Here is a 20213-nt window from a genome sequence, read left to right as displayed (position 1 = left end):
CTGCCCTGCCTCTACAACAGCAATAATTTGACGTCAAAACAAACCCTCTCATTAAGGAATTGATTCAAATAAAAAAAACAAATACTCACATAACCTCACCTAACGCTATAAAACTTCGTGTTTTTTTCACATATGGCCCCTTATACTGGCAATACGCGACCAGTGCGGCGGGCTTGGCCTTCAAGGTGGAATCATATGGCGACAGGGCAGTTTCAAATCGCTTTCCGCTCAGTGTATAGCCCGATGATTGCAGTCCTGGTTGCGAGTCAGTCAAAACGTTCAGCGAGCATGCAGTCATGCTAAAAAAAATCCGCGTCTCCGAACTGGCTCTGGGTATGTACATCCATGAATTTTGCCGTCCATGGGGAAACGATCCGTTCTGGATAAAGCACGTTGAAGTTGAACTGAAAGATGTTGAAGTACTTAAGCTTATTCAACAGTCGGACACCTTGGAAGTATGGATTGATACCGCTCTGGGCAAACGTCCTGATGAATGTGGCGAGTCGAAGCAAGAGCATCAGTGCGAGGGTGCAGTTGATATCAGACCGGCCACGCTGGACGAAGAAATCAACCGCGCTCAAGAGATCTGCAACAAGGCCAAAACGGCGGTCATGGGCATGTTCACTGACGCCCGCATGGGCCGCGCGATGGATATGGAGGATGTGGCCTTGCTGGTCGGGGAGATTTCCAACTCGATCATGCGCCACCCCCACGCCCTGATCAGCCTGTCGCGTCTGAAGAATTCCGACGAATACACCTACATGCACTCCGTCGCGGTGTGCGCCCTGATGATTGCCTTGGCCAGACGCATGGGCATGAGTGAGGACCAGGTGCGCGAAGCCGGCGCCGCAGGCCTGCTGCATGACGTCGGCAAGATGATGATTCCGCTGGAAATCCTCAACAAGCCGGGCAGCCTGACCCGGGAGGAATTCCTGGCGATGAAGAAGCATCCCGAGGAAGGTCTGAAAATCCTTCAGGAAAATCGCCACGTCCTTCCATCAGTGATGGATGTCTGTCTGCACCACCACGAGAAATTCGACGGTTCGGGCTATCCCCATGGCCTGGCCGGGGAAGAAATCAGCCTGTTGGCGCGCATGGGCGCGGTCTGCGATGTTTACGACGCAGTGACCTCCGAACGCCCCTATAAAAAGGGCTGGGGCGCGGCGCATTCGATCAGGGAAATGGCAACCTGGAAGGGCCACTTCGATGAGAAGGTCTTCCAGAGCTTCGTCAAGGCGGTGGGAATCTACCCTGTCGGTGCGCTGGTGCGTCTGGAAAGCGGCCGCCTGGGGGTCGTCGTCGAGCAGAATGACACCTCGCTGCTGCTGCCCAAGGTCAAGGTGTTCATGTCGGCGCTGACCCGCAAGCAGCTTGAACCCAAAGTAATCAACCTGGCCAGCCAGTACGACCGCGATCCGATTGTAAGAATCGAATCCCCCGACGACTGGGGCATTACCAACATCGACGAAATCTGGTGCAAGAAAAAACTTTGACCCGCATGGCATGATCGCAGGCAAGAACGCCTTATCCCCTCCCCACAATGCCCCCTTTCCCAGACAACACAGCCATTCCCACGGGTGAAGTCTCGGGAGAGCTGGCACCACCCGATATGTGATTACCTGACAGGCAATTATCTGGCCCGCAACCAATGCGGCTCCCGGGCGGGATCACGTAGCCGGTAAAATTCGCCCAGGTCGTTACTGGTCAGGTAGGGGCTGGCCGGCAGGGGCTGTGCTTCGCTATGCAAGCGCAAGAAACGGCCCTGATGCAGTTCGGCAATGTGGCATGACAAGGAACTGTGACCATTGCGCGCAGAGAATTTCAGTTGCCCCAGCACAGTGTCTTCGGTGTGCTCGCACAGATAGCGACGAATACCCACTGGGTCGTCACTGCCCAGCTGTTGCAGGGCTCTTGCCAACAGATGCACCGCGACGTAGCTGCTGACGTAGTAATGGGAACAGGCAACATCACCATGCAACTGTTGCTGATGCACACAGAAAGCCAGGTCGACATCTTCGAAAAAAGTCCCGCACGACAACAGCCGCAGGCTGCGCAACTCGCCGATGGCATCGCTCTCCGCTTCGCTCAGACTGCAACTGAGCACCGGAAAATTCAGGCCGTTCGCCTGGCAGGCCTGATCCAGTTGACGCAGGAAGGCGCTGGCGGAATCACCGAGCAGATTGTTGAGGATGAACGAAGGGCGCTCACTGACGATTTTCGCCACCACATCGCCGAACTGGGTCGCGCCCAGGCTGGCGCAATGTTCGAACACCACTTCGGCACAGGCAGCGTTCATCGCTTCGACGGCAATGCGATTGTATTCCCATCCCCAGATGGAGTTGGCACCCAGCAATACCCCGCGCTTGCCGAAGTGCTCCAGGGCATAACGCAGCAATGGCAGCAGTGTCTGATTCGGGCAGGCACCGAGATAGACCACTTGCTCGCTGCTTTCGAAGCCCTCGTAGGGGCTGCCGTACCAGAGCAGGGCATCATGGTGCTCAAGGGCGCCCATGATTTCCTTGCGCCCGGCTGATGTGGTGCCACCGAAGATATGTCGGACACCATCGCGCAGCAGCGCCTGGCCACCCTGGCGATAGCGATGCAGAAAACCTTGAGGATTGATCGCATGGGCACGCAGAGAGAAGCCCAGTTGCGGATCATTGTTGATTTCGGCCAAGGCCTGTTGGGCGCCGGACAGAGCCGCCTGCCCAAGGCGCTTATAGCCGCCATCAGTGGAAAACAGTAAGCCTACGTCGAAAGTGCAGCGCATATGATCGACTCCAGAAAAACCTGAGGACGCAAGCCCGGACAGGTTTTGCTTAACGATGGCTATTCGTGCAGGAAAATCATTCGCTTACCCTAAAGACACTAGCTCAAGAGCCAGAGGTTGGCGCAGGAAATTTGCAGATGTGCGTATGAAGTGCGCAGGAAAATTGCGCTCGACCCGTCAGCCCAGCAAACCCATTTCCTGAGCGCGCGCCACGGCTTGAGTACGCCGCTCGACCCCCAGTTTGCTATTGATGTGACTGGCGTGGGTTTTCACGGTATGGAGGGAAATAAACAACTGCTCGCTGATTTCCTGATTCGAGCACCCCTGGGCAATCAGCTGCAGCACCGACAGCTCCCGGGCGCTGAGATTATCGGTCGGATCACTGCCTTCCCGCACTGCCGTTGCCGTAACCGGCAGCCGCTGCAGCAAGGCATCGCGCACCGGGCAGGGCGCCCGTACCAGCAGCATTTCCTTCACCCACAGGGGATGACGTTCGATCAGTTCCTCGAACGGCGACAAGGTACCGCCCATGGCAGCCTGCAGGCATTGGCCGAACAGATCCCGGGCCAATCCTTCGTCAGGTGTGCCCATCAGCGAGAGAATCTGCTGATTCAGGACGATCAGGCGCATCAGCTGGCTATCGGCCTTTTGCGCGCACAACTCCAGGGCTCGCAGGCGCTCGACCGATGCCTGATTCTTGCCCTGAATGCGCTCGAGCACGGCGCGCTGCACATCGATGAGATAGGGCAGATGCGGCAGGCACTCGGGCGCTGTGGCCGCGTGTTCACCGCTGTAGGTCTGAGCCAGCCGCACCAGCCAGGCCTCGGCCAAGTCAATGCGATCCTGAGCCAGCCACAGCTCGCACTTGACCAGGGTAATCATTGCCAGGTAGTAAATCGGCGGCACATCCCAGATATGCATCAGACGCTCGGCTTCACCCAGTTCGGCAAAGGCCGCAGCAAAGCGTCCGGCCCGGCCTTCAAGCCCGGCAATCACACAATGGGCAATCAGTACGCTGATATCGCGACAGGCCCGCGCTTCGCTAAGCCCGGCCAACAGCCGCTCGCGGCCGGCCTCGGTTTGCAGGCGGGTGGTCAGCAGATAGCCTTCGTAACAGGTCAGACGTGCGCGAATGGCATACAGGCGTTGCGCTGACAGGCCTTTAAGACGTTGCAGCCCCTGACGCACTTCCTCAAGCGCGCGCAGAGTCTCACCCCTGGCCTGCAATACTCGAGCACGGTCGTAATGGGCCAGGGCTTCGAACAACGGGTTGGCCACGCGCTGGGCCAGTTCCAGAGCATCACGGTTCAACGCCCGGGCCCGCCACAGATCGCCTTCGCTCACCGCCAGATTGGCCAGGGTCGAGAGGCACATCAAGCGCTGGCCGTAACGCAGGTTAGGCAGGCTGGACAAGGCCTCGCTGCAATAACGTTGAGCCTTTTCCCGCTCGCCGCGCCCACGGGCAATGATCCCGCTCAGGGCCAACCACTGCGCCAGCATGGATTTCTGCGCGGTGGCTGATGGCGCAGGCAGGAAGCGGCTCAAGTGCGCGCCGAGCTCCTCGGCGGCATCGAGCTGGCAGGCCAGGCCCAGGGCCCAGGCGTAAAGCACGATCAAACGCGGCGTGCTGATCAGCAGACTGTCAGGCAAGTCCATCTTCCAGCGCAGCAACAGGCCGACATTCTGTTCGGCCAGCAGTTTTTCTTCCGACAGGTTCTGCACCAGATTCGCCGCCACATCGACATGTCCGGCACGCAAGGCCTGCTCCACCGCCTCGTCGAGCAGCCCTTGCTCACTGAACCAGCGACAAGCGTTCAGATGCAGACGGCGTTGCTGCGGCCCTACCGTCTGCGCCGCACGGGCGCGCAGCAGGTCCGAGAACAAATGGTGATAGCGGAACCAGCGGCCGTGCTCATCCAGCGGCACGAGAAACACTTGATGGGCCTGCAAATAACCCAGCATCGACACGCTGTCGTGGCTGTCCCTTGCGGCATTGCACAGTTCAGCGCAGAAGCGTTCGAGGCAGGCGGTCTCATAAAGGAAAGCCTGCACATCGGCAGGCAGGCAATCGATGACTTCTTCGAGCAGATAATCGCGAATCAGCGCTTCGCCGCCATGCAGCGCCTGGGGCAGGGTGTTGTCCCCCGCCTCGGACGCGGCCAGCAGCCAGAAACGTAGCCCGGCCACCCAGCCTTCGCTGCGCTGGATCAGGGTGTGCAGCGCCTCGCTGTTGAGAGCGCTGCCCTGTTGATCGAGCACCGCCAGCGATTCGGCGTGGGTAAGGCGCAAGTCCTGTTCGTTGAGTTCCAGTAGTTGCCGGGACAGGCGCAAGCGCGCCAGGTGCCAGTCCGGACGCTGGCGACTGGTGACCATCACCACCAGCCCGTTCGGCAGATGATTGAGGAAAAATTGCAGGCAACGGTCCAGCACCGGACCTTGCGCCAGATGGTAGTCATCCAGCACCAGTAAAACCGGACTGCCGGGAACCAGGTGCAACGCCAGCTCATCCAGCAAACCATCGAGCCATTCTTCGAAAGCAAAAGGTTGATGGCGCTGACGCATTTTCAGCAGACCCAGCGCCTGTCCGCCCAATTGAGGAAAGAATTGCTGCAACCCGGCCAGCAGGCGTTCGAGGAAGCGGCCTGGATCGCTGTCGCGCTGGCTCAAACCCAGCCACAGGCTCTGCCATTGCCGGGGCAGACCTTCGCAGAACTCCACTGCCAGCGAGCTTTTGCCAAATCCCGCCGGGGCACTGATCAGCAGCAGGCGCCCGGATAATCCGGCGTGCAGCCGCTCGCACAACCGGGCACGGGCAACGTAGCCGTCCGGCAGCGGGGGTCGAAAGAATCGCCCTTCCAACGCAGGCACTACGTTGTCTGCGAATCCTTGCAAACGGGACAAATCACTCATAGCCGGCTCTTGTTATTCGAAAGTGCTATTTATCGGCGTTGCGGATGTCCCGAGACTAGCGGTTAAGCAAGGGGTTTTGTAGGAGGTTTCCTAAAAGTCTGTAACAAAATCCCCACAATCATCGAAAAGAATATACGGCCATAGCCCAGCGCATACACAAACGCCCCGACAAGGCGGGGCGTTTGTGTGGAGTTCAGTGCGCAGTAGCTGTGATCAACGGCGCACTTTCAACGGTGTATCGGTTATCAGCGCACTCCTTCCTGACGCAAGGAGTTGGGCTGGTAGTCACTGATGGTGGCAGTGAAGCCGAAGTCATACGCGCGTTTCTCTTCGTTCTTCATACCCAGGGCCAGATAGCGTCCCGACTGTAGATCGTAGATGGCTTCCAGGGCGTACCACGGCACCTGCTTGTCGTAGTAGTTCTCGGCGTAAGCCTCGGACACACGCCACAGCTGGTTGCGACCGTCGTACTGGTCGATCACTGCTGCCTGCCAGGTGTCTTCGTCGATGAAGAAGTCACGCTTGGCATAGATGTGCCGCTGGCCTTCCTTCAACGTCGCGGTGACGTGCCAGACACGGCGCAGCTCGTAGCGAACCAGATCCTGATTGAGGTGCCCGGCCTTGATGATGTCGGTGTACTTGAGTTTCGGATCGTCGAGCTTGTAGTTGTTGGAAGCGATGTACATCTCCTGCTTGCCGATCAGTTTCCAGTCGTAGCGATCCGGAGCACCGTTGTACATGTCCAGGTTGTCGGAGGTACGCAAACCGTCCGCCGCGGTACCCGGACCGTCATAGGACACTTGTGGTGCGCGACGTACACGACGCTGACCGGCGTTGTAGACCCACGCAGCCCGTGGTTCCTTCACCTGGTCGAGGGTTTCGTGTACCAGCAGCACGCTGCCGGCCAGACGCGACGGTGCGGTTACTTCCTGCTTGAAGTAAAACAGGATGTTGCCCGGGTTTTTCGGGTCAAAGTCCTTCATCTTGTCGCGGAAGACGAACGAGTCGCTGAAATACACCGGGTTGAACGAACCGTTGGTTTGCGGCGTGGCCTGGGTTACCAGGCGGCTGACGCTGCCGCCACGATAGCGGGTGATGTGGTTCCAGATGACTTCGGTACCGTCCTTTGGAATCGGAAATGGTACGGCAGTTTCGAAGTTTTCCAGACCGTTGCCGCCGCCCACCAGGTTAGTGCTGGTGGCGTTGCGCTTGATGGCCGCGAACACATCGGCGGGCACGGTAGCGCCACGATGGGACGGATAGACCGGCATCTTGAAGGTGTCCGGATAACGCTTGAACATCGCGTATTGGCCCGGTGCCAGCTTGTCCTTGTACTTGTCGACGTTTTGCGCGGTGATGGTGAACAACGGCTGTTCGCTGGCATACGGGTTGGCGAGGAAGCCTTTGCTGTCCACTGCAGCAGCGTTGGTCGGCATCGGGCTCCAGGCCGGGATCGACTTGTCGGCATTGCCGGCCATTTCGGCGCCCATGGGCGTCAGGGTGGTGCCCAGTTTTGCTGCGTCACTGGCAGAGACCGCTGCCATCACACCTGTCGCCAGCAGCGACAGGCTCAATACGCCTACTTGTAACAGGCTCTTTGTTGTTTTCATTTTCATATGTCGTCCTGAAAAAGCCGTGTTCTTAGAAGTTCATGCCAACGCTGAGCGCAACGAAGTCGCGGTCATCCACGGTGGTGTATTTGCCATCGAAGAAGTTGGTGTAGGAAAGGCTCGCGGTGTAGGTGTTCTGGTATTCAGCATCCAGACCCAGACTGATGGCCTTGCGACCTTCCTCGAAGTTGCCGCCAGGACCTGGCGAGTAACCCTTGACGTCGTGGGACCAGGCCACGCTTGGCTTGAGGTTTACACCGGCGAAGACGCTGTTGTAGTCCCAGATCGCCCGGGCGCGATAACCCCAGGAGTCGGTGGTGGTGAAACCGTCGTTTTCGCAGTAGCGGCTGAGGTTGTTCTGCGCCGCGCCTGTCAGGGTGCTGGCGTTGAGCGTGGTGCACTGACCATTAGGCAATGGGCCAGGGCCGTAGCTCGGATCACGGCCGTAACGCAGCTTGGAAGTGCTTTCCAGGCCGCCGACGTGGGTCCAGCCCACCTCACCCACCACAGTCAGACGCTCGGCACCCATCACCTGATCAAAGAAGTGGGTGAAGGTGGTTTGCATCTGGCTGATTTCTTTGCGGCGATAGCCTTTCTGATCCTCGCCCGGACGACCTTGCAGCAGCGAAACGCTGGAGTTCAGAGGGCTCAGCCCGGAATACAGAATGTCGGTGGTGTTGAGCTGTACCGGTGCGTTCGGACGATAGCTGAACTCACCGCTCCACGCTGTGCCGGTAGGCAGGGTGGTGGAGAAGCTCAAACCGTACAGACGGATATCTTCAGGATATTCGACGTAATAACTGGAGTTGGCCGCCACCACGACCGGCAGCAGGGTCGGCGCCAGGGCCGTCGCCGTTGCCTGTGGAATGCCGTTGCGGACCAGCGAACCGACCAGGCCGGAAGCGCTGTAGGCACTGGCCGGGCCGCCTTTACCGCTGAAAATCGGCGCACGGCTGTGGTAGTTCATGGCGTAGGCACCGAATTCGGTGTCCAGCGGCTCGAAGTTGTAGTGGAACGCTACGCCGAACTGGCCGCTGTCCCGCGCATCACGATCCTGGCCGCGCTTGACGATGGCGCCCTCGTCCGGATTACCGAAGTTCACGCCTTGCTGGCCCAGGGAGTTAAGCACGGCACCCCGTGCGGTGGCAGGCAGACCGGCTGCCGCCAGGGAGCTGTTCAGGCCGTTGCGGCTGCGCAGTACCGCCAGGTTGTTATTGCAGCCGTCAGCAATTACGTCTGGCTGCGAGAAGAAGGTGCCGCAGTTGTCGACAACCGTCTGGTCCCACTCAAGCTGGTAGAAACCTTCGGCGGAAAGGTTCTGGGTCAGGCTTTGCGACAGATAGAACATGTTGACCGGAATCAAGCCTTCCTTGATTTCCGCGCCTGGCCGGCGGAACGCTGAAACGTCAACCGGGTTGATGCTGTTGATACCGCCCTGAATGAAGGTACTTTCACCCCAACTGACTACCTGCTTACCGAAACGCACCGACCCCGGCTCATCGCCGATCGAGTAGTTGTGGTAGACGAAGGCGTCGAGAATCTGCCCGCCGGACGACTTGGCGCCCTCTTTGCGGTTGGAGTTGCTGATGTCCTTGAACTCTCGGCTCTCGTCCTGGAGCTCGAAGTCATACCAGTACTTGCCCCGGATAAACACGCCAGTGTCGCCGTACTTCAGCTCAAGATCGTGAATGCCCTTGAAGATCTTCGAGAAGGTTTCGCCGCTCTTGAAGTTCAGGTGACCGTCATCGGAAGTCTGCGACAGCCCGTGGCCGCCGTTGTTGGAACCGATAAGGTTTTTGTTCGGGCTTTGCGTGGACCAACTGGCGCCAAGCGACAGCGACGAGTCGAAATTACCCTCGATTTCCCCGATATTGAACGAGATGCCGAACGCGGGACTTGCGAGCGTAGAAGCGAGGCTGACGGCCAGAGGCAGTTTCGCCCGGCGCCAGAACTGGTTTGTTGATGTCATCGACGCTACTCCATGTGCTTTTATTTTTATGGCAGTGAGTACTTGCAGATCGCCCCGGCCTTCAACCTCTGCTCCTGGCGGGTACGTCCCGCGTCTCGCAGCCTAAGGAGGCCGCCATACAGGCGCGGATCGTTTAACGTTCTGGTTGTCCTGTGCCGACTATAGCCAGCAGACTGAACTGCTTGATCCCTCTAAAGTGTGATTTGCAGCGTGAAAACCGTCTGGAATGGCTATTTGCCCTGTATTTCCAACAGGTGCAGGGAGGATGGCTTAATTTTCCGATTTGGCAAGCAAGGCGCCGCCCAGAGCGGCCCGCCGTACTGTTGGAGCACGGCGGGTGGGGCTTAGAGAGTGGACAGGAAGGTGCTGTTAGTGCTTTGCCATTCGATGATGTCCAGGCGGATGCGCTTCTTGTCGAGCTTGCCCACGCTGGTCTTGGGAATTTCAGTAACAAGGGCAATCTGGTGGGGGATCGCCCATTTATTGATATGGCCCAACTCGACGAACGGTTTGAGGTGTTCCTTCAAGTCGCGGGCATCAATGGTCTGTCCCTCGTGGGCGACGAGCAGAGCAAAAGGTCGCTCGCCCCACTGCGGATCGGCGATCCCTACTACCGCGACTTCGCGCACCGCCGGATGGCGACTGCACAGGTCTTCCAGGGCCAGGGAGGAAATCCATTCGCCACCGGTCTTGATCACATCCTTGATGCGATCCCGAATGTCGATAAACCCCATGCTGTCCAGGGTCGCGACATCCCCGGTATGCAACCAGCCACCTTTCCACAGTTCAGCGCCCTTTTCCGGCTCCCGGTAATAACCTTCGGTCAGCCACGGCGCGCGCAGCACCAGTTCGCCCTGGGATTCGCCGTCGGCCGGGAGGAAATTGCCCTGCTCATCGACTACCGCCGCCTCGACCAGCATGCCCGGTACACCGGCCTTGATCCGGTAGCTGATGCGCTCGTCTTCAGTGCCGGCCATCAGCTCGTCGTTCAAATGCGCTACCGACACCAGTGGCCCGGTTTCCGACATGCCATAGGCCGCCGTCAACTGGATCCCCTTGGCCTTGGCCGCTTCGTACAGCGAGCGATTGAGGGAGCTGCCACCGATAATAATCTTCCAGCCGCCAAAATCGACATCCTTGGCAGCCTTGGCGTTGAGCACCATCTGCATGATGGTCGGCACGCAATGGGAAAACGTCACCTTCTCCTTGCGCCACAACTCCACCAGCAGTTCCGGATCGTAACGGCCGGGATAAACCTGTTTGAGACCGAGCATGGTCGCGGCATAGGGCACACCCCAGGCATGCACATGGAACATTGGCGTGATCGGCATATACACGTCGTTGGTGCCAAGCAAACGCACGCTGTCGATGCAGCCCATGATTGCCGCCACGCCCATGGTGTGCAGCACCAGTTGTCGGTGGCTGAAGTACACACCTTTAGGATTGCCCGTGGTGCCAGTGGTGTAGAACGTGGTGGCGACGGAATTCTCGTCGAAGTCCTCGAACTCATACTCGGGGCTGGCTGCCGCGAGCAAGGTCTCGTACTCGCCGACCAGATTGGGCAGGTCGGCGGTCTTTTCCGGCAGGTCGGTCAGCAGCAGCGTCTTCTCCACCGTGGTCAAATGCCCGGCAATCGCCTGGTACAGCCCGACGAAATCACTGTTGACCAGTACAAAACGGTCTTCGGCGTGATTCATGGTGTAGAGAATCTGCTCCGGTGACAGGCGCACATTGACCTTGTGCACCACCGCGCCAATCATCGGGATGGCAAACATGCACTCCAGGTAACGATGGCTGTCCCAGTCCATGACTGCCACGGTATCCCCGGCCTTGACCCCGGCATTGCTCAGCACATTGGCCAGGCGCGCAACGCGCTCGACCAGTGTCGGATAGGTGTACCGCAACTGATCCCTGTAGACGATTTCGCGTGTCTTTTCGTAGCGACTGCCGGACATCAATAGCCGTTTGATCAACAGAGGGTATTGGTAGGCGCCATCAGCGGGCGGAATAACGCGAGTCTGCAACATAAGAATCCCTTTTCGTGGTGCACAGGCTTGGCCGAAAAAATATGCACTCTAGAGCCCTCGCCCGCCAGCCAAATCAGCCGAAGGGATGATTTGATGGACAAACGTGCATGGGAATTCTGGCGCCAGGGCCGTTTGAAAGGGCGCAAATGGCTTGAAGAGGGAAAAAGGATCGGGAAAGGGAAACGCCGGATCGCTGTATCAATAAACAACGCACAACCTGAAAATACGATTTGCAGGAGCTGCCGAAGGCTGCGAAAGCGGCGTGTCAGGCAGATCTCTTTCCAGCCTTCGACAGTCCTGCAGACGGGTGTCAGAAGCTTAATGCGCCTCGGTCAACGCCAGCTTCACGCCAATGGCAATCAATACCCCACCCATGGCCCGGTCAAACCAGTGGCCCATGCGGGCAAACCCGGCGCGCACGCGCTCCTGACTGAACAGCCGAGCCACCAGGCAGAACCAGAGAGCAGTTGCCAGGGCCAGATACACGCCATAACCGGCCTGGACCAGCAGCGGTGTATGCGGGTTGATCACGACGGTGAACAGCGACAGGAAGAACAGCGTCGCCTTGGGGTTCAGGCCGTTAGTGATGAAGCCGCTGGTGAAGGCACCCCGGGCGCTGCGTACGCCGGTCGCGATATCGACCGGCGCGTCAGAAGCGCTGGCCGGTTTGGCGCGCAGGGCTTTTATGCCGATGTACAACAGATATGCAGCAGCCGCCCATTTCAAGGCATTGAACAGCACGATAGATTGCGAAACGATCAGGCCGATCCCCAGCAGCGAATAGCCGACATGCAGGAAAATGGCCGTGCCTACGCCCATGGCGGTCCAGGTGCCAGCTTTACGCCCATGGGTCACGCTTTCACGCACCACTACGGCGAAATCGGGGCCGGGGCTGGCGACGGCAAGCAGGTGAATCAAGGCAACAGTGAGAAACTCCGCCCAATACATAAGGCCTCCAGGGTCGTGGCGCATACAGAAGTTGAAACAATCTACGCCTTCCCTTCCATGCAAAAAAGGTACAGCTGATGAGTAATCAAGCAAAAGCAGTTTTCCTCGACCATAGCTCCCTGGACCTGGGCGACCTTGATCTGGGCGCGCTGCGTGCCTGTTTCAGCGACCTGCAACTCTATGCCAGCACTACGCCGGATCAGGTGATCGAGCGCCTGCAAGGCGTGCAGGTAGTGATCAGCAACAAGATCATGATCGACGCTGCGACCTTCGCCGCCTGCCCGGAGCTGAAGCTGGTGCTGATCACCGCCACCGGCACCAATAACGTCGATCTGGCTGCCGCCCGGGAACATGGCGTGACCGTCTGCAACTGCCAGGGCTACGGCACGCCGTCGGTGGCCCAGCACACCCTGCTGTTGCTGCTGGCCCTGGCGACCTCCCTGCCGGACTATCAGCGCGCGGTGCAGCAAGGCCAGTGGCAGAAGTCGAAACAGTTCTGCCTGCTGGACTTCCCCATTGTCGAACTGGAAGGCAAGACCCTCGGCCTGCTTGGCCATGGCGAACTGGGTGGCGCGGTGGCGAAACTGGCCGAAGCCTTTGGCATGCGCGTTTTGCTCGGGCAGATTCCCGGTCGCCCGGCGCGTCCTGATCGCCTGCCCTTGGCCGAACTGCTGCCGCAAATCGATGCCCTGACCCTGCACTGCCCGCTGAATGAACACACTCGCGACATGATCGATGCCCACGCCCTGAGCCTGCTCAAGCCGGGCGCCTTTATCGTCAACACGGCGCGCGGCGGTCTGATCAACGAACAGGCGCTGGCCGATGCCCTGCGCAGCGGGCATCTGGGTGGCGCGGCCTCCGATGTGCTGACAGTGGAGCCACCGGTGACTGGTAATCCGCTGTTGGCCGACGATATCCCGCGCCTGATCATCACCCCCCACAGCGCCTGGGGCGCCCGCGAGGCACGGCAACGGATCGTCAGCCAGGTGACCGAGAATACCCGGGCGTTTTTTGCTGGCAAGACGCTGCGGGTGGTCAGCTGAGCAGCGATCTACGATCGCGACACCTGTAAGAGCTGCCGAAGGCTGCGACAAGGTCCTCAGGACCTTCATAACCGCAGGCACGCTGCGCGCGCCATCGCAGCCTTCGGCAGCTCCTACAGAAAGGGTTCCATTCCCCTTGAACACCTCCTTACAACAACCCTGCTAAACTGCGCCCCTTTTTCCAGGAGCCCGTCATGGACCCGCGCAGTGAAGTGTTACTCCGTCAGGCCGAGCTGTTTCAGGGCTCGTTGCTGCTGACCGGGCTGCCCGCCGACGATCTGCTGGGCAAGCTGCCGAACGCTCGTGGCTGGTGCTGGCATGCTGGCGATCAGGCGGCGCTCGACGCACGCTTCCCGGAGCGCACGCACTTTGGTGTCAACGCGCCCGAGCATGGCTTCGACGCCGCCGTGCTGTTCCTGCCCAAGGCCCGGGACCTGACCGACTACCTGCTTAACGCCCTCGCCTCGCGCCTGGCCGGTCGCGAACTGTTTCTGGTCGGGGAAAAACGCTCCGGCATCGAGGCGGCAGCCCGCCAGTTGAGCCCTTTCGGCCGCGCCCGCAAGCTGGACAGCGCCCGCCATTGCCAGCTCTGGCAAGTCACCGTGGAACATGCGCCCCAGGCCGTGGAACTGGAAAGCCTGGCCCAGCGCTACCCCATCGAAATGGAGGACGGTCCCCTGACCGTGATCAGCCTGCCTGGGGTATTCAGCCATGGCCGCCTGGATCGCGGCTCGGCCCTGCTGCTGCAAAACCTCGATAAATTGCCAAGCGGCCACCTGCTGGACTTCGGCTGCGGTGCTGGCGTTCTGGGCGCGGCAATCAAACGACGTTACCCGCATAACAGCGTGACCATGCTCGATGTGGATGCCTTCGCCACCGCCAGCAGTCGCCTGACCCTGGCTGCAAACGGTCTTGAAGCCGAGGTCATTACCGGCGATGGCATTGATGCCGCGCCCATGGGCCTGGACACGATCCTGACCAATCCGCCGTTCCATGTCGGCGTCCATACGGATTATCAGGCGACGGAAAACTTGCTGCGAAAAGCCCGCCAACATCTGAAAAACGGCGGCGTACTTCGCTTGGTTGCCAATAGTTTCCTGCGCTATCAGCCGCTGATCGAAGAGCATTTGGGGCCTTGCGTGACCAAGGCCGAAGGCAACGGCTTTCGCGTTTACAACGCCAAACGCAAATAAAATAAGTGCTTGCTCAATAGCATCGAGGTAGGCAAAATCCGCTCCGTCCTAGGGGAGTAGTCTCCCACGAGCCCAGCGCTCGTCCGGTACGCATCAACATACTTGGTCCTCAGACCATGGTGCGTACGACCCGGAATCTACTTAGATAGATCCGAGGTTTGACAAGACCTATGACACGCACACCTTACCCGGGGCGGGAAGGCTGTACGTGTCATAGCCGTGTCGACCCGCCCCTTAGGAATCCTGATGCTGGAATCTCTGTTGGTCCCCACCGGTATTGTTGCGCTTGCCGAGATCGGTGACAAAACCCAACTGCTCGCTCTCATTCTTGCCGCTCGCTTCCGCAAGCCCTGGCCTATCATCGCCGGGATCATCGCCGCGACCCTGGCCAACCACGCGGCTGCAGGTGCGGTAGGCGCCTGGTTCAGTAGTTTCGTCTCCGACGCCGTGCTGCACTGGATTCTCGCCGCCAGCTTCACCGCGACTGCGCTGTGGACCCTGGTGCCGGACAAAATGGACGACGACGAAGCCAGTACCAAACGCCAGTTCGGCCCGTTCATGACTACCCTGATCACCTTCTTCATCGCTGAAATCGGCGACAAGACTCAGATCGCCACAGTGATGCTCGCAGCCCAGTACACCGGCCACCTGTTCATGGTGATCATGGGCACCACCCTGGGCATGTTGCTGGCCAACGTACCGGTAGTCCTGGCCGGTAACTTCGCTGCCGAAAAACTGCCTCTGACCCTGATTCGCCGCCTGGCCGCCTGTTCGTTCTTCGTCCTGGCCATAGTCGCGGTGTACAACGCCATGCAGGTCAGTGGCTGGGTGTGACGACGAAGGATCGCGTTGCCTGAACGCGATCCGTCTGTACGGGGATCAGGACTTGGGTGCCTGCTGATACAACGGCATGACCTTGGGAATCGCCGCCTGCAACGAAGCAATACGACTCTCCGAGGCCGGGTGCGTACTCATGAATTCAGGCGGTGCGCCACCGGATTTCTGCGTCATTTTCTGCCACAGGGTAATGGCGGCGTTAGGGTCATAACCGGCCCGCGCCGACAGCTCCAGGCCGATCAGGTCGGCTTCGTTTTCATTGCTGCGGCTGTTGGGCAGGGTCAGGCTGTAATTGACCACGGTATCGGCCAGTTTCAGGCTGTCCTCGCCCATCCCCAGCAACGCCCCGGCGCCCTGTCGGGCCATGGCCACGCCGTAGGCCTTGGACATGGCTTCGCGGCCGTGCTCACGCAGGGCATGGGCGATTTCATGACCCATTACCGCAGCGATTTCATCGTCGGTCAGTTGCAAGGTATCGATCAGGCCACTGTAGACAATGATCTTGCCGCCCGGTCCGCAATTGGCGTTGAGCTCGTCACTCTTGATCAGGTTCACTTCCCACTGCCACTGCGCCGCATCCGGCCGCAGCTTCGGTGCCTGGGCGATCAGCCGTGTGGCGATGGCCTGCACACGCCTGGCTTCGGCGCTGTTCTTGTCCAGCACACCCTTGGTGCCCGCCTCGCTCACTGTTTCGGTGTAAGACTTGGCATACATCTCGTTGACCTCCTGGGTCGAGAGCATGCTGAACATGTACTGCTTGCGCTCGACACCCACGGCATCACCCTGGGTGGTATTGACGGCCTGGCAACCGCCGAGCAGCAGCCCCGCGGTGAGGGCACTCAAGATAAACATCTGACGCATGGTGGGTCTCCCTGGAAACAGTTGCTCATTAGTCTGCTGTTTTACCAATACGTTCTCGCCCGGCATGTTTCAGGAGCCCAACGGTGTCAGGCACTCCGGCGCATTCAATTTCGGATCGTTGACTAGATTGGCCAACGGCCGCTCACGCAGGGCCATTTGCGGGCTGGCGAGCAGACTGAGCAGCGCAGGCTGCGAAGCGTCGGCATCAAGCCAGGTCTTCTGCCCGGCGCTGTCAAGAATCAGCGGACGGCGTTGAGTCGCTGCCGCCTGGGTCACTACCGCGACGCTTAACCAGGTATGTTCCTGCATCGGGTACGCCTCCCAAATGGCCGCGAAGAACAGCGCCGACCCCTCACCCGGCGTCAACCAGAACGGTCGCTTGCGTACGCTGCCACGCCACTCATAAAAGCCGTTGGCCGGTAGCAGGCAGCGGCGTTGGCGAAAGGCATCGCGAAACATCGGCTGCTCGGCCAGGGTTTCGGCGCGGGCATGGGCCGGCGTGCGAGACAGATCGGTCAACCAGGCCGGCGTCAGCCCCCAGCGTGCCCGTGCCAATTCTACGTCGCCTGGCGCTTCGGGATTGGCGCGCATCATCAGCACGGAATCAGCGGGGGAAATATTCCACTGCGCTCGCTGATCGCCGGGAAAACCGGGCAAGGCCGCAAAGGCGGGCGTCCATCGAAACAGGGCATAACGTCCACACATGGGGCAATCGGACTCTTTAAGGCAGGCAAATCAGGATTAGCAGACCAGTACGTCCACAAAGACATCAGGTTCATCACCACTGAACGGCAACGCGCCATTGTACGCAGTGATCAGTTCCCGTGCCCGTTCGGCCTGATCGTTGTCGACGCTGATGCCCAGCAGGCCGAACACCGGCAGCTCGCCAATCCCGCCAAGCAGGTGCCGGCCGGTCAAATGGGCTTCGACGCCCTCACTGGCCAGCATCGCCTGCAATAACTCGCCTTCCATCAGGTTTTCCGGCTCGTAGATTTTCTGCATCACTCGTTCTCACTGCGTACGTCCAGATTCCAGTCCTCACCATCGGTTTGCAGGTCGAACACGATAGGTCGGCAGCACACCGGGCAATCTTCGATGTACTGCTGGTCGCCGCCGGACAGATCCAGCACCGCTTCCACCGGCTCACCGCAATAAGGGCAGTCATAAGCCTGTATTTCCTGCATCGGGGCCTCCGCAGTGAGTTGTGCGTATAATCGCGGGCTGTTAAGGGGCTCTTTGTTTCAATTTAAGACGACAATATCTTTAAAGCTCCGGTTTTCCATTCAGCCATTTCCAACAAGAGAACATGATGGGCGAATTTGATGCCATCCGACCATACGACGACACCGAAGTAGCCGCTGTACTGGCGCGCTTGCTCGGTGACAAAGCATTTCTCGCTATCCTCACTCATTTCCGCTTCCCGCGCCTGTCGGGAACCCTGGGCTGGCTGCTGCAACCGGTCATCGCCCATCGCCTGCGCCGCGAATTCGCCGGGATCAACTCGGTGGCCACCCTGCAGGACAAGGTCGAAGCCTACGTCGATCACACCATCGAACGGGCAACTGACGGTGTGACCTACACCGGCGTCGAGCAGTTCAAATCCGGGGTGGCCTATGTGTTTCTGGCCAACCACCGCGATATCGTCATGGACCCGGCCTTCGTCAATTACGCCGTGTATCACGCCGGCCTGCCGACACCGCGCATCGCCATCGGTGACAACCTGCTGCAAAAACCCTTTGTCAGCGACCTGATGCGCCTGAACAAGAGTTTCATCGTGCATCGTTCGATCGCCGGGCGCCGGGAAAAGATGGCGGCGTATCAACTGCTATCAGCTTATATCAATCATTCGATCCGCAACGATTGCGCGTCGATATGGATCGCCCAGGCCGAAGGCCGGGCCAAGGACGGCGACGACCGCACCGAATCGGCGATCCTCAAGATGTTCCATATGAGCCGCAAGGACGAGCCTTTCGGCGAGGTGATTCGCTCGCTGAACCTGACGCCGGTGTCGATCAGCTACGAATACGACCCCTGCGATCAGGCCAAGGCCCGCGAGCTGTACATCCGCGCCACCACCGGCAGCTATACCAAGGCACCGGGCGAGGATGATGTAAGCATTGCCCTGGGCATTACCGGCTACAAAGGCCGGGTCCACGTCAATTTCGCCCCGCCGATCAGCGAGTTGTTCGAAGATACCAAGCAACTGGCTATTGAGATGGATCGCCAGATTCTCGGTGGCTACCGGTTATTCCCGGTGCATTACCTGGCCTATGCGCAGTGGGCCGATGCCGATGCGAGCCTGAACGTGCCGCTGGCCGACGACGTCTTCGCCGCCGATGAACTGGCCAAGGCCAGGGAAGAATGGCAGCGCCGTCTTGAGGCCTGCCCGGTGGAACATCGCCCTTACCTGATACTGCAATACGCCACACCAGTGCGTAATCAGTATCGGATCAGGGCGGGGTTGGCGCTTTAATACATCCTGTGGGACCGGCTTTGGCCGGGAAGACGCTTTCCCGGCTGAAGCCGGTCCCACAGGTGAGCAAGCTTTACGCGGTGTGCCGGGAAATCCCCGCAGGTCAAACGTGCAACTGCGTGCTCAGCCACGACGTCAATAACGCCAGCCCCAGACAGGCAAAACCGACGCGGTAGCACAAGCGATTCATCCGCAGGCTCGCCACATCCATCAGATACATCGGTTCATCGAACGGCGCCTGCTCGGTCAGGGCCGCCAGATGCGCCAGCTCACGCTGCTCGCGATTGCGAGTGGTCAGCAACAGCCATATACCCGGCACAGCGGCCACCAGGGCAAGCAGATTGAGAATGAGGGCGGGGGCAAAAGGAAGTGACGACATGCAGGGCCTCGGTGGCGCCGCTTTGCACAGACGCCGGGATTCAGATTGATCTACCGGGCCAATTTAACGTTCGTCACCTTAACGTAACCTGAATCGGGCAGGGTATCGCTCCTCAAGGATGCACCTGACTTTCCGGAGTTCCCGATGCTGCACGCAACCAACCAGGACCGCCTCTACCTGATCGCCCCCAGCGATGAACAGCAGGCGCTGGTCGACGCCCTCTCCTTCAATATCCAGGACCGTCATTGGCTGGTGTACTGCGCCATCGGCGGCCATCAGCACCATGACCTGCCGGACGTCGATCTGGAGACGGGGTTCAGCTTTCTCGATTTCTATGAGCAGGCCGCCTGAATGTGAATCCAGGGTGGGACCGGCTTTAGCAGGGAAAGGATCGGTACATCCGCCAAATTTCCGTAACAGGAAATGATGCCTTCCCGGGTAAAGCCGATCCCACAAAAAAGCCCGGCCCTCATAGTGAGGACCGGGCTTTTTTGTAACGAGATCAGTTAGCCAGGTTCTGGCCGACGCTCGGATCCTGGAACAGGCGGGTCAGGGCGTCGCTCAACACATCACTCACCAGCTTGGTGTTGGTGTCCTGATTCGGCGCCATGCCGAAACGCTGGTTCAGGGACGCTGCATAGCGACCGCTGTAGCTGCGACCGTTGTTCTGGATATCAGCACGGAAGGTCGAGCTGATGGTGGCTTCGGTCACGTACATGCCTTCCTTGGGCGATTGATACTTGAGATCGGCCAGCGTCACCGTCAGTTGCGGACCGTTGCCACCACTGCTTGGGGTGAAACCCAGCAGGCGTACGGCTGCTTCGGCCTGGGCCTGCAGTTTGGGCAGCAGGTCGTTGGCCTGAACGGTCACCGCGCTGGTCTCTGGATAGAGGCCGCCACGGGTGCCCAGGGTAGGGCTCTGACGGCCGTCAACCACGCGCACGACAACCGGCTGACCGCGTCCGACAGGTGCCAGCTGGCTGGTCAGTTTGGGTTGCGGGCTGAGTTGTTGCGGGCTGTTGGCACAGCCGACCAGGGTCAGACTGCTTACAGCAAGCAAACCAAACAAAAAGCGACGCAGCATGCTCAATTTCTCCATGGGGGTAACTCCGAATGTGCCGCAGTATAGCGGCGTCAAACCGCGACTCACCAGTTGAAAATGGGACCGTTACACGAGCGCAATGGTTCAGCCA

At 59.4% G+C, this 20213-nt stretch carries 18 protein-coding genes and 1 riboswitch; of the genes, 6 read left to right on the top strand and 12 right to left on the bottom strand.

Annotation, left to right across the window (positions count from 1 at the left end; genetic code table 11):
- Nucleotides 1-296 precede the first annotated feature (296 nt).
- Nucleotides 297-1493 (top strand): HD-GYP domain-containing protein, encoded by a 1197-nt coding sequence (locus ACCD02_RS06920; RefSeq protein ID WP_413299750.1) that lies wholly within the window; start codon nt 297-299, stop codon nt 1491-1493.
- Between the two features lie 137 nt (nt 1494-1630).
- Here the strand turns inward: ACCD02_RS06920 and ACCD02_RS06915 are convergent, their stop codons facing one another.
- The 6 genes from ACCD02_RS06915 to ACCD02_RS06890 all read right to left on the bottom strand — a co-directional run bounded on the left by ACCD02_RS06915 (nt 1631) and on the right by ACCD02_RS06890 (nt 12234).
- The gene (locus tag ACCD02_RS06915) at nt 1631-2770 is read right to left on the bottom strand and encodes a transporter substrate-binding protein (protein WP_413299748.1); all 1140 of its coding nucleotides are present in this window, start codon (nt 2768-2770) and stop codon (nt 1631-1633) included.
- Nucleotides 2771-2947: 177 nt separating this feature from the next.
- A complete protein-coding gene (locus ACCD02_RS06910) occupies nt 2948-5680 on the bottom strand; it encodes a LuxR C-terminal-related transcriptional regulator (protein WP_413299746.1) in 2733 nt (910 codons plus the stop codon).
- Between the two features lie 245 nt (nt 5681-5925).
- Nucleotides 5926-7290, bottom strand: coding sequence for a DUF1329 domain-containing protein (locus ACCD02_RS06905; RefSeq protein WP_413299744.1), 1365 nt, complete (start codon nt 7288-7290; stop codon nt 5926-5928).
- A 31-nt stretch (nt 7291-7321) separates the two neighbouring features.
- On the bottom strand, nt 7322-9259 hold the full coding sequence (locus tag ACCD02_RS06900; RefSeq protein ID WP_413299742.1) for a DUF1302 domain-containing protein: 1938 nt from the start codon (nt 9257-9259) through the stop codon (nt 7322-7324).
- Nucleotides 9260-9603: 344 nt separating this feature from the next.
- Nucleotides 9604-11286, bottom strand: a complete 1683-nt coding sequence (locus tag ACCD02_RS06895; RefSeq protein WP_413299740.1) for a fatty acid--CoA ligase — start codon at nt 11284-11286, stop codon at nt 9604-9606.
- 318 nt (nt 11287-11604) lie between these two features.
- Nucleotides 11605-12234 (bottom strand): LysE family translocator, encoded by a 630-nt coding sequence (locus ACCD02_RS06890; protein WP_413299738.1) that lies wholly within the window; start codon nt 12232-12234, stop codon nt 11605-11607.
- Nucleotides 12235-12311: 77 nt separating this feature from the next.
- Between ACCD02_RS06890 and ACCD02_RS06885 the strand changes: the two genes are divergently transcribed.
- The 3 genes from ACCD02_RS06885 (at nt 12312) to ACCD02_RS06875 (ending at nt 15304) form a co-directional block, all read left to right on the top strand.
- Complete coding sequence (locus tag ACCD02_RS06885) at nt 12312-13277, top strand: 2-hydroxyacid dehydrogenase (protein ID WP_413299736.1); 966 nt, start codon at nt 12312-12314, stop codon at nt 13275-13277.
- A gap of 194 nt (nt 13278-13471) precedes the next feature.
- Nucleotides 13472-14470, top strand: coding sequence for a methyltransferase (locus ACCD02_RS06880; RefSeq protein WP_413299734.1), 999 nt, complete (start codon nt 13472-13474; stop codon nt 14468-14470).
- A 39-nt stretch (nt 14471-14509) separates the two neighbouring features.
- A riboswitch (yybP-ykoY riboswitch) is annotated at nt 14510-14628 on the top strand.
- A gap of 88 nt (nt 14629-14716) precedes the next feature.
- Complete coding sequence (locus ACCD02_RS06875; RefSeq protein ID WP_413299731.1) at nt 14717-15304, top strand: TMEM165/GDT1 family protein; 588 nt, start codon at nt 14717-14719, stop codon at nt 15302-15304.
- Between the two features lie 45 nt (nt 15305-15349).
- On the opposite strand, the gene ACCD02_RS06870 is transcribed toward ACCD02_RS06875, so the two are convergent.
- From ACCD02_RS06870 to ACCD02_RS06855, 4 genes are all read right to left on the bottom strand, one after another.
- Nucleotides 15350-16168 (bottom strand): M48 family metallopeptidase, encoded by an 819-nt coding sequence (locus tag ACCD02_RS06870; RefSeq protein WP_413299729.1) that lies wholly within the window; start codon nt 16166-16168, stop codon nt 15350-15352.
- Nucleotides 16169-16237: 69 nt separating this feature from the next.
- Complete coding sequence (locus ACCD02_RS06865) at nt 16238-16873, bottom strand: SOS response-associated peptidase (protein ID WP_413299727.1); 636 nt, start codon at nt 16871-16873, stop codon at nt 16238-16240.
- 36 nt (nt 16874-16909) lie between these two features.
- A complete protein-coding gene (locus tag ACCD02_RS06860) occupies nt 16910-17170 on the bottom strand; it encodes a DUF2007 domain-containing protein (RefSeq protein WP_413299725.1) in 261 nt (86 codons plus the stop codon).
- Nucleotides 17170-17352, bottom strand: coding sequence for a CPXCG motif-containing cysteine-rich protein (locus tag ACCD02_RS06855; RefSeq protein ID WP_259107184.1), 183 nt, complete (start codon nt 17350-17352; stop codon nt 17170-17172). Before ACCD02_RS06855 ends, ACCD02_RS06860 begins: the two co-directional genes overlap by 1 nt.
- Nucleotides 17353-17477: 125 nt before the next feature.
- Here ACCD02_RS06855 and ACCD02_RS06850 point away from each other — a divergent pair, with 125 nt between their 5' ends.
- Complete coding sequence (locus tag ACCD02_RS06850) at nt 17478-18641, top strand: 1-acyl-sn-glycerol-3-phosphate acyltransferase (RefSeq protein WP_413299723.1); 1164 nt, start codon at nt 17478-17480, stop codon at nt 18639-18641.
- A gap of 103 nt (nt 18642-18744) precedes the next feature.
- Here ACCD02_RS06850 and ACCD02_RS06845 read toward each other — a convergent pair whose 3' ends face one another.
- Nucleotides 18745-19020 (bottom strand): hypothetical protein, encoded by a 276-nt coding sequence (locus ACCD02_RS06845; RefSeq protein ID WP_413299721.1) that lies wholly within the window; start codon nt 19018-19020, stop codon nt 18745-18747.
- A 144-nt stretch (nt 19021-19164) separates the two neighbouring features.
- On the opposite strand from ACCD02_RS06845, the gene ACCD02_RS06840 reads away from it, so the two are divergent.
- Nucleotides 19165-19371: a hypothetical protein gene (locus tag ACCD02_RS06840; protein ID WP_413299719.1), complete on the top strand. Its 207-nt coding sequence runs from the start codon at nt 19165-19167 to the stop codon at nt 19369-19371.
- 151 nt (nt 19372-19522) lie between these two features.
- On the opposite strand, the gene ACCD02_RS06835 is transcribed toward ACCD02_RS06840, so the two are convergent.
- On the bottom strand, nt 19523-20104 hold the full coding sequence (locus ACCD02_RS06835) for a YajG family lipoprotein (RefSeq protein ID WP_413299717.1): 582 nt from the start codon (nt 20102-20104) through the stop codon (nt 19523-19525).
- Nucleotides 20105-20213: the final 109 nt, after the last annotated feature.

This window comes from Pseudomonas sp. Pseusp88 (assembly GCF_047303955.1).
Classification (GTDB): Bacteria; Pseudomonadota; Gammaproteobacteria; order Pseudomonadales; family Pseudomonadaceae; genus Aquipseudomonas.
This window is presented reverse-complemented; position numbering and strand designations above follow the sequence as displayed.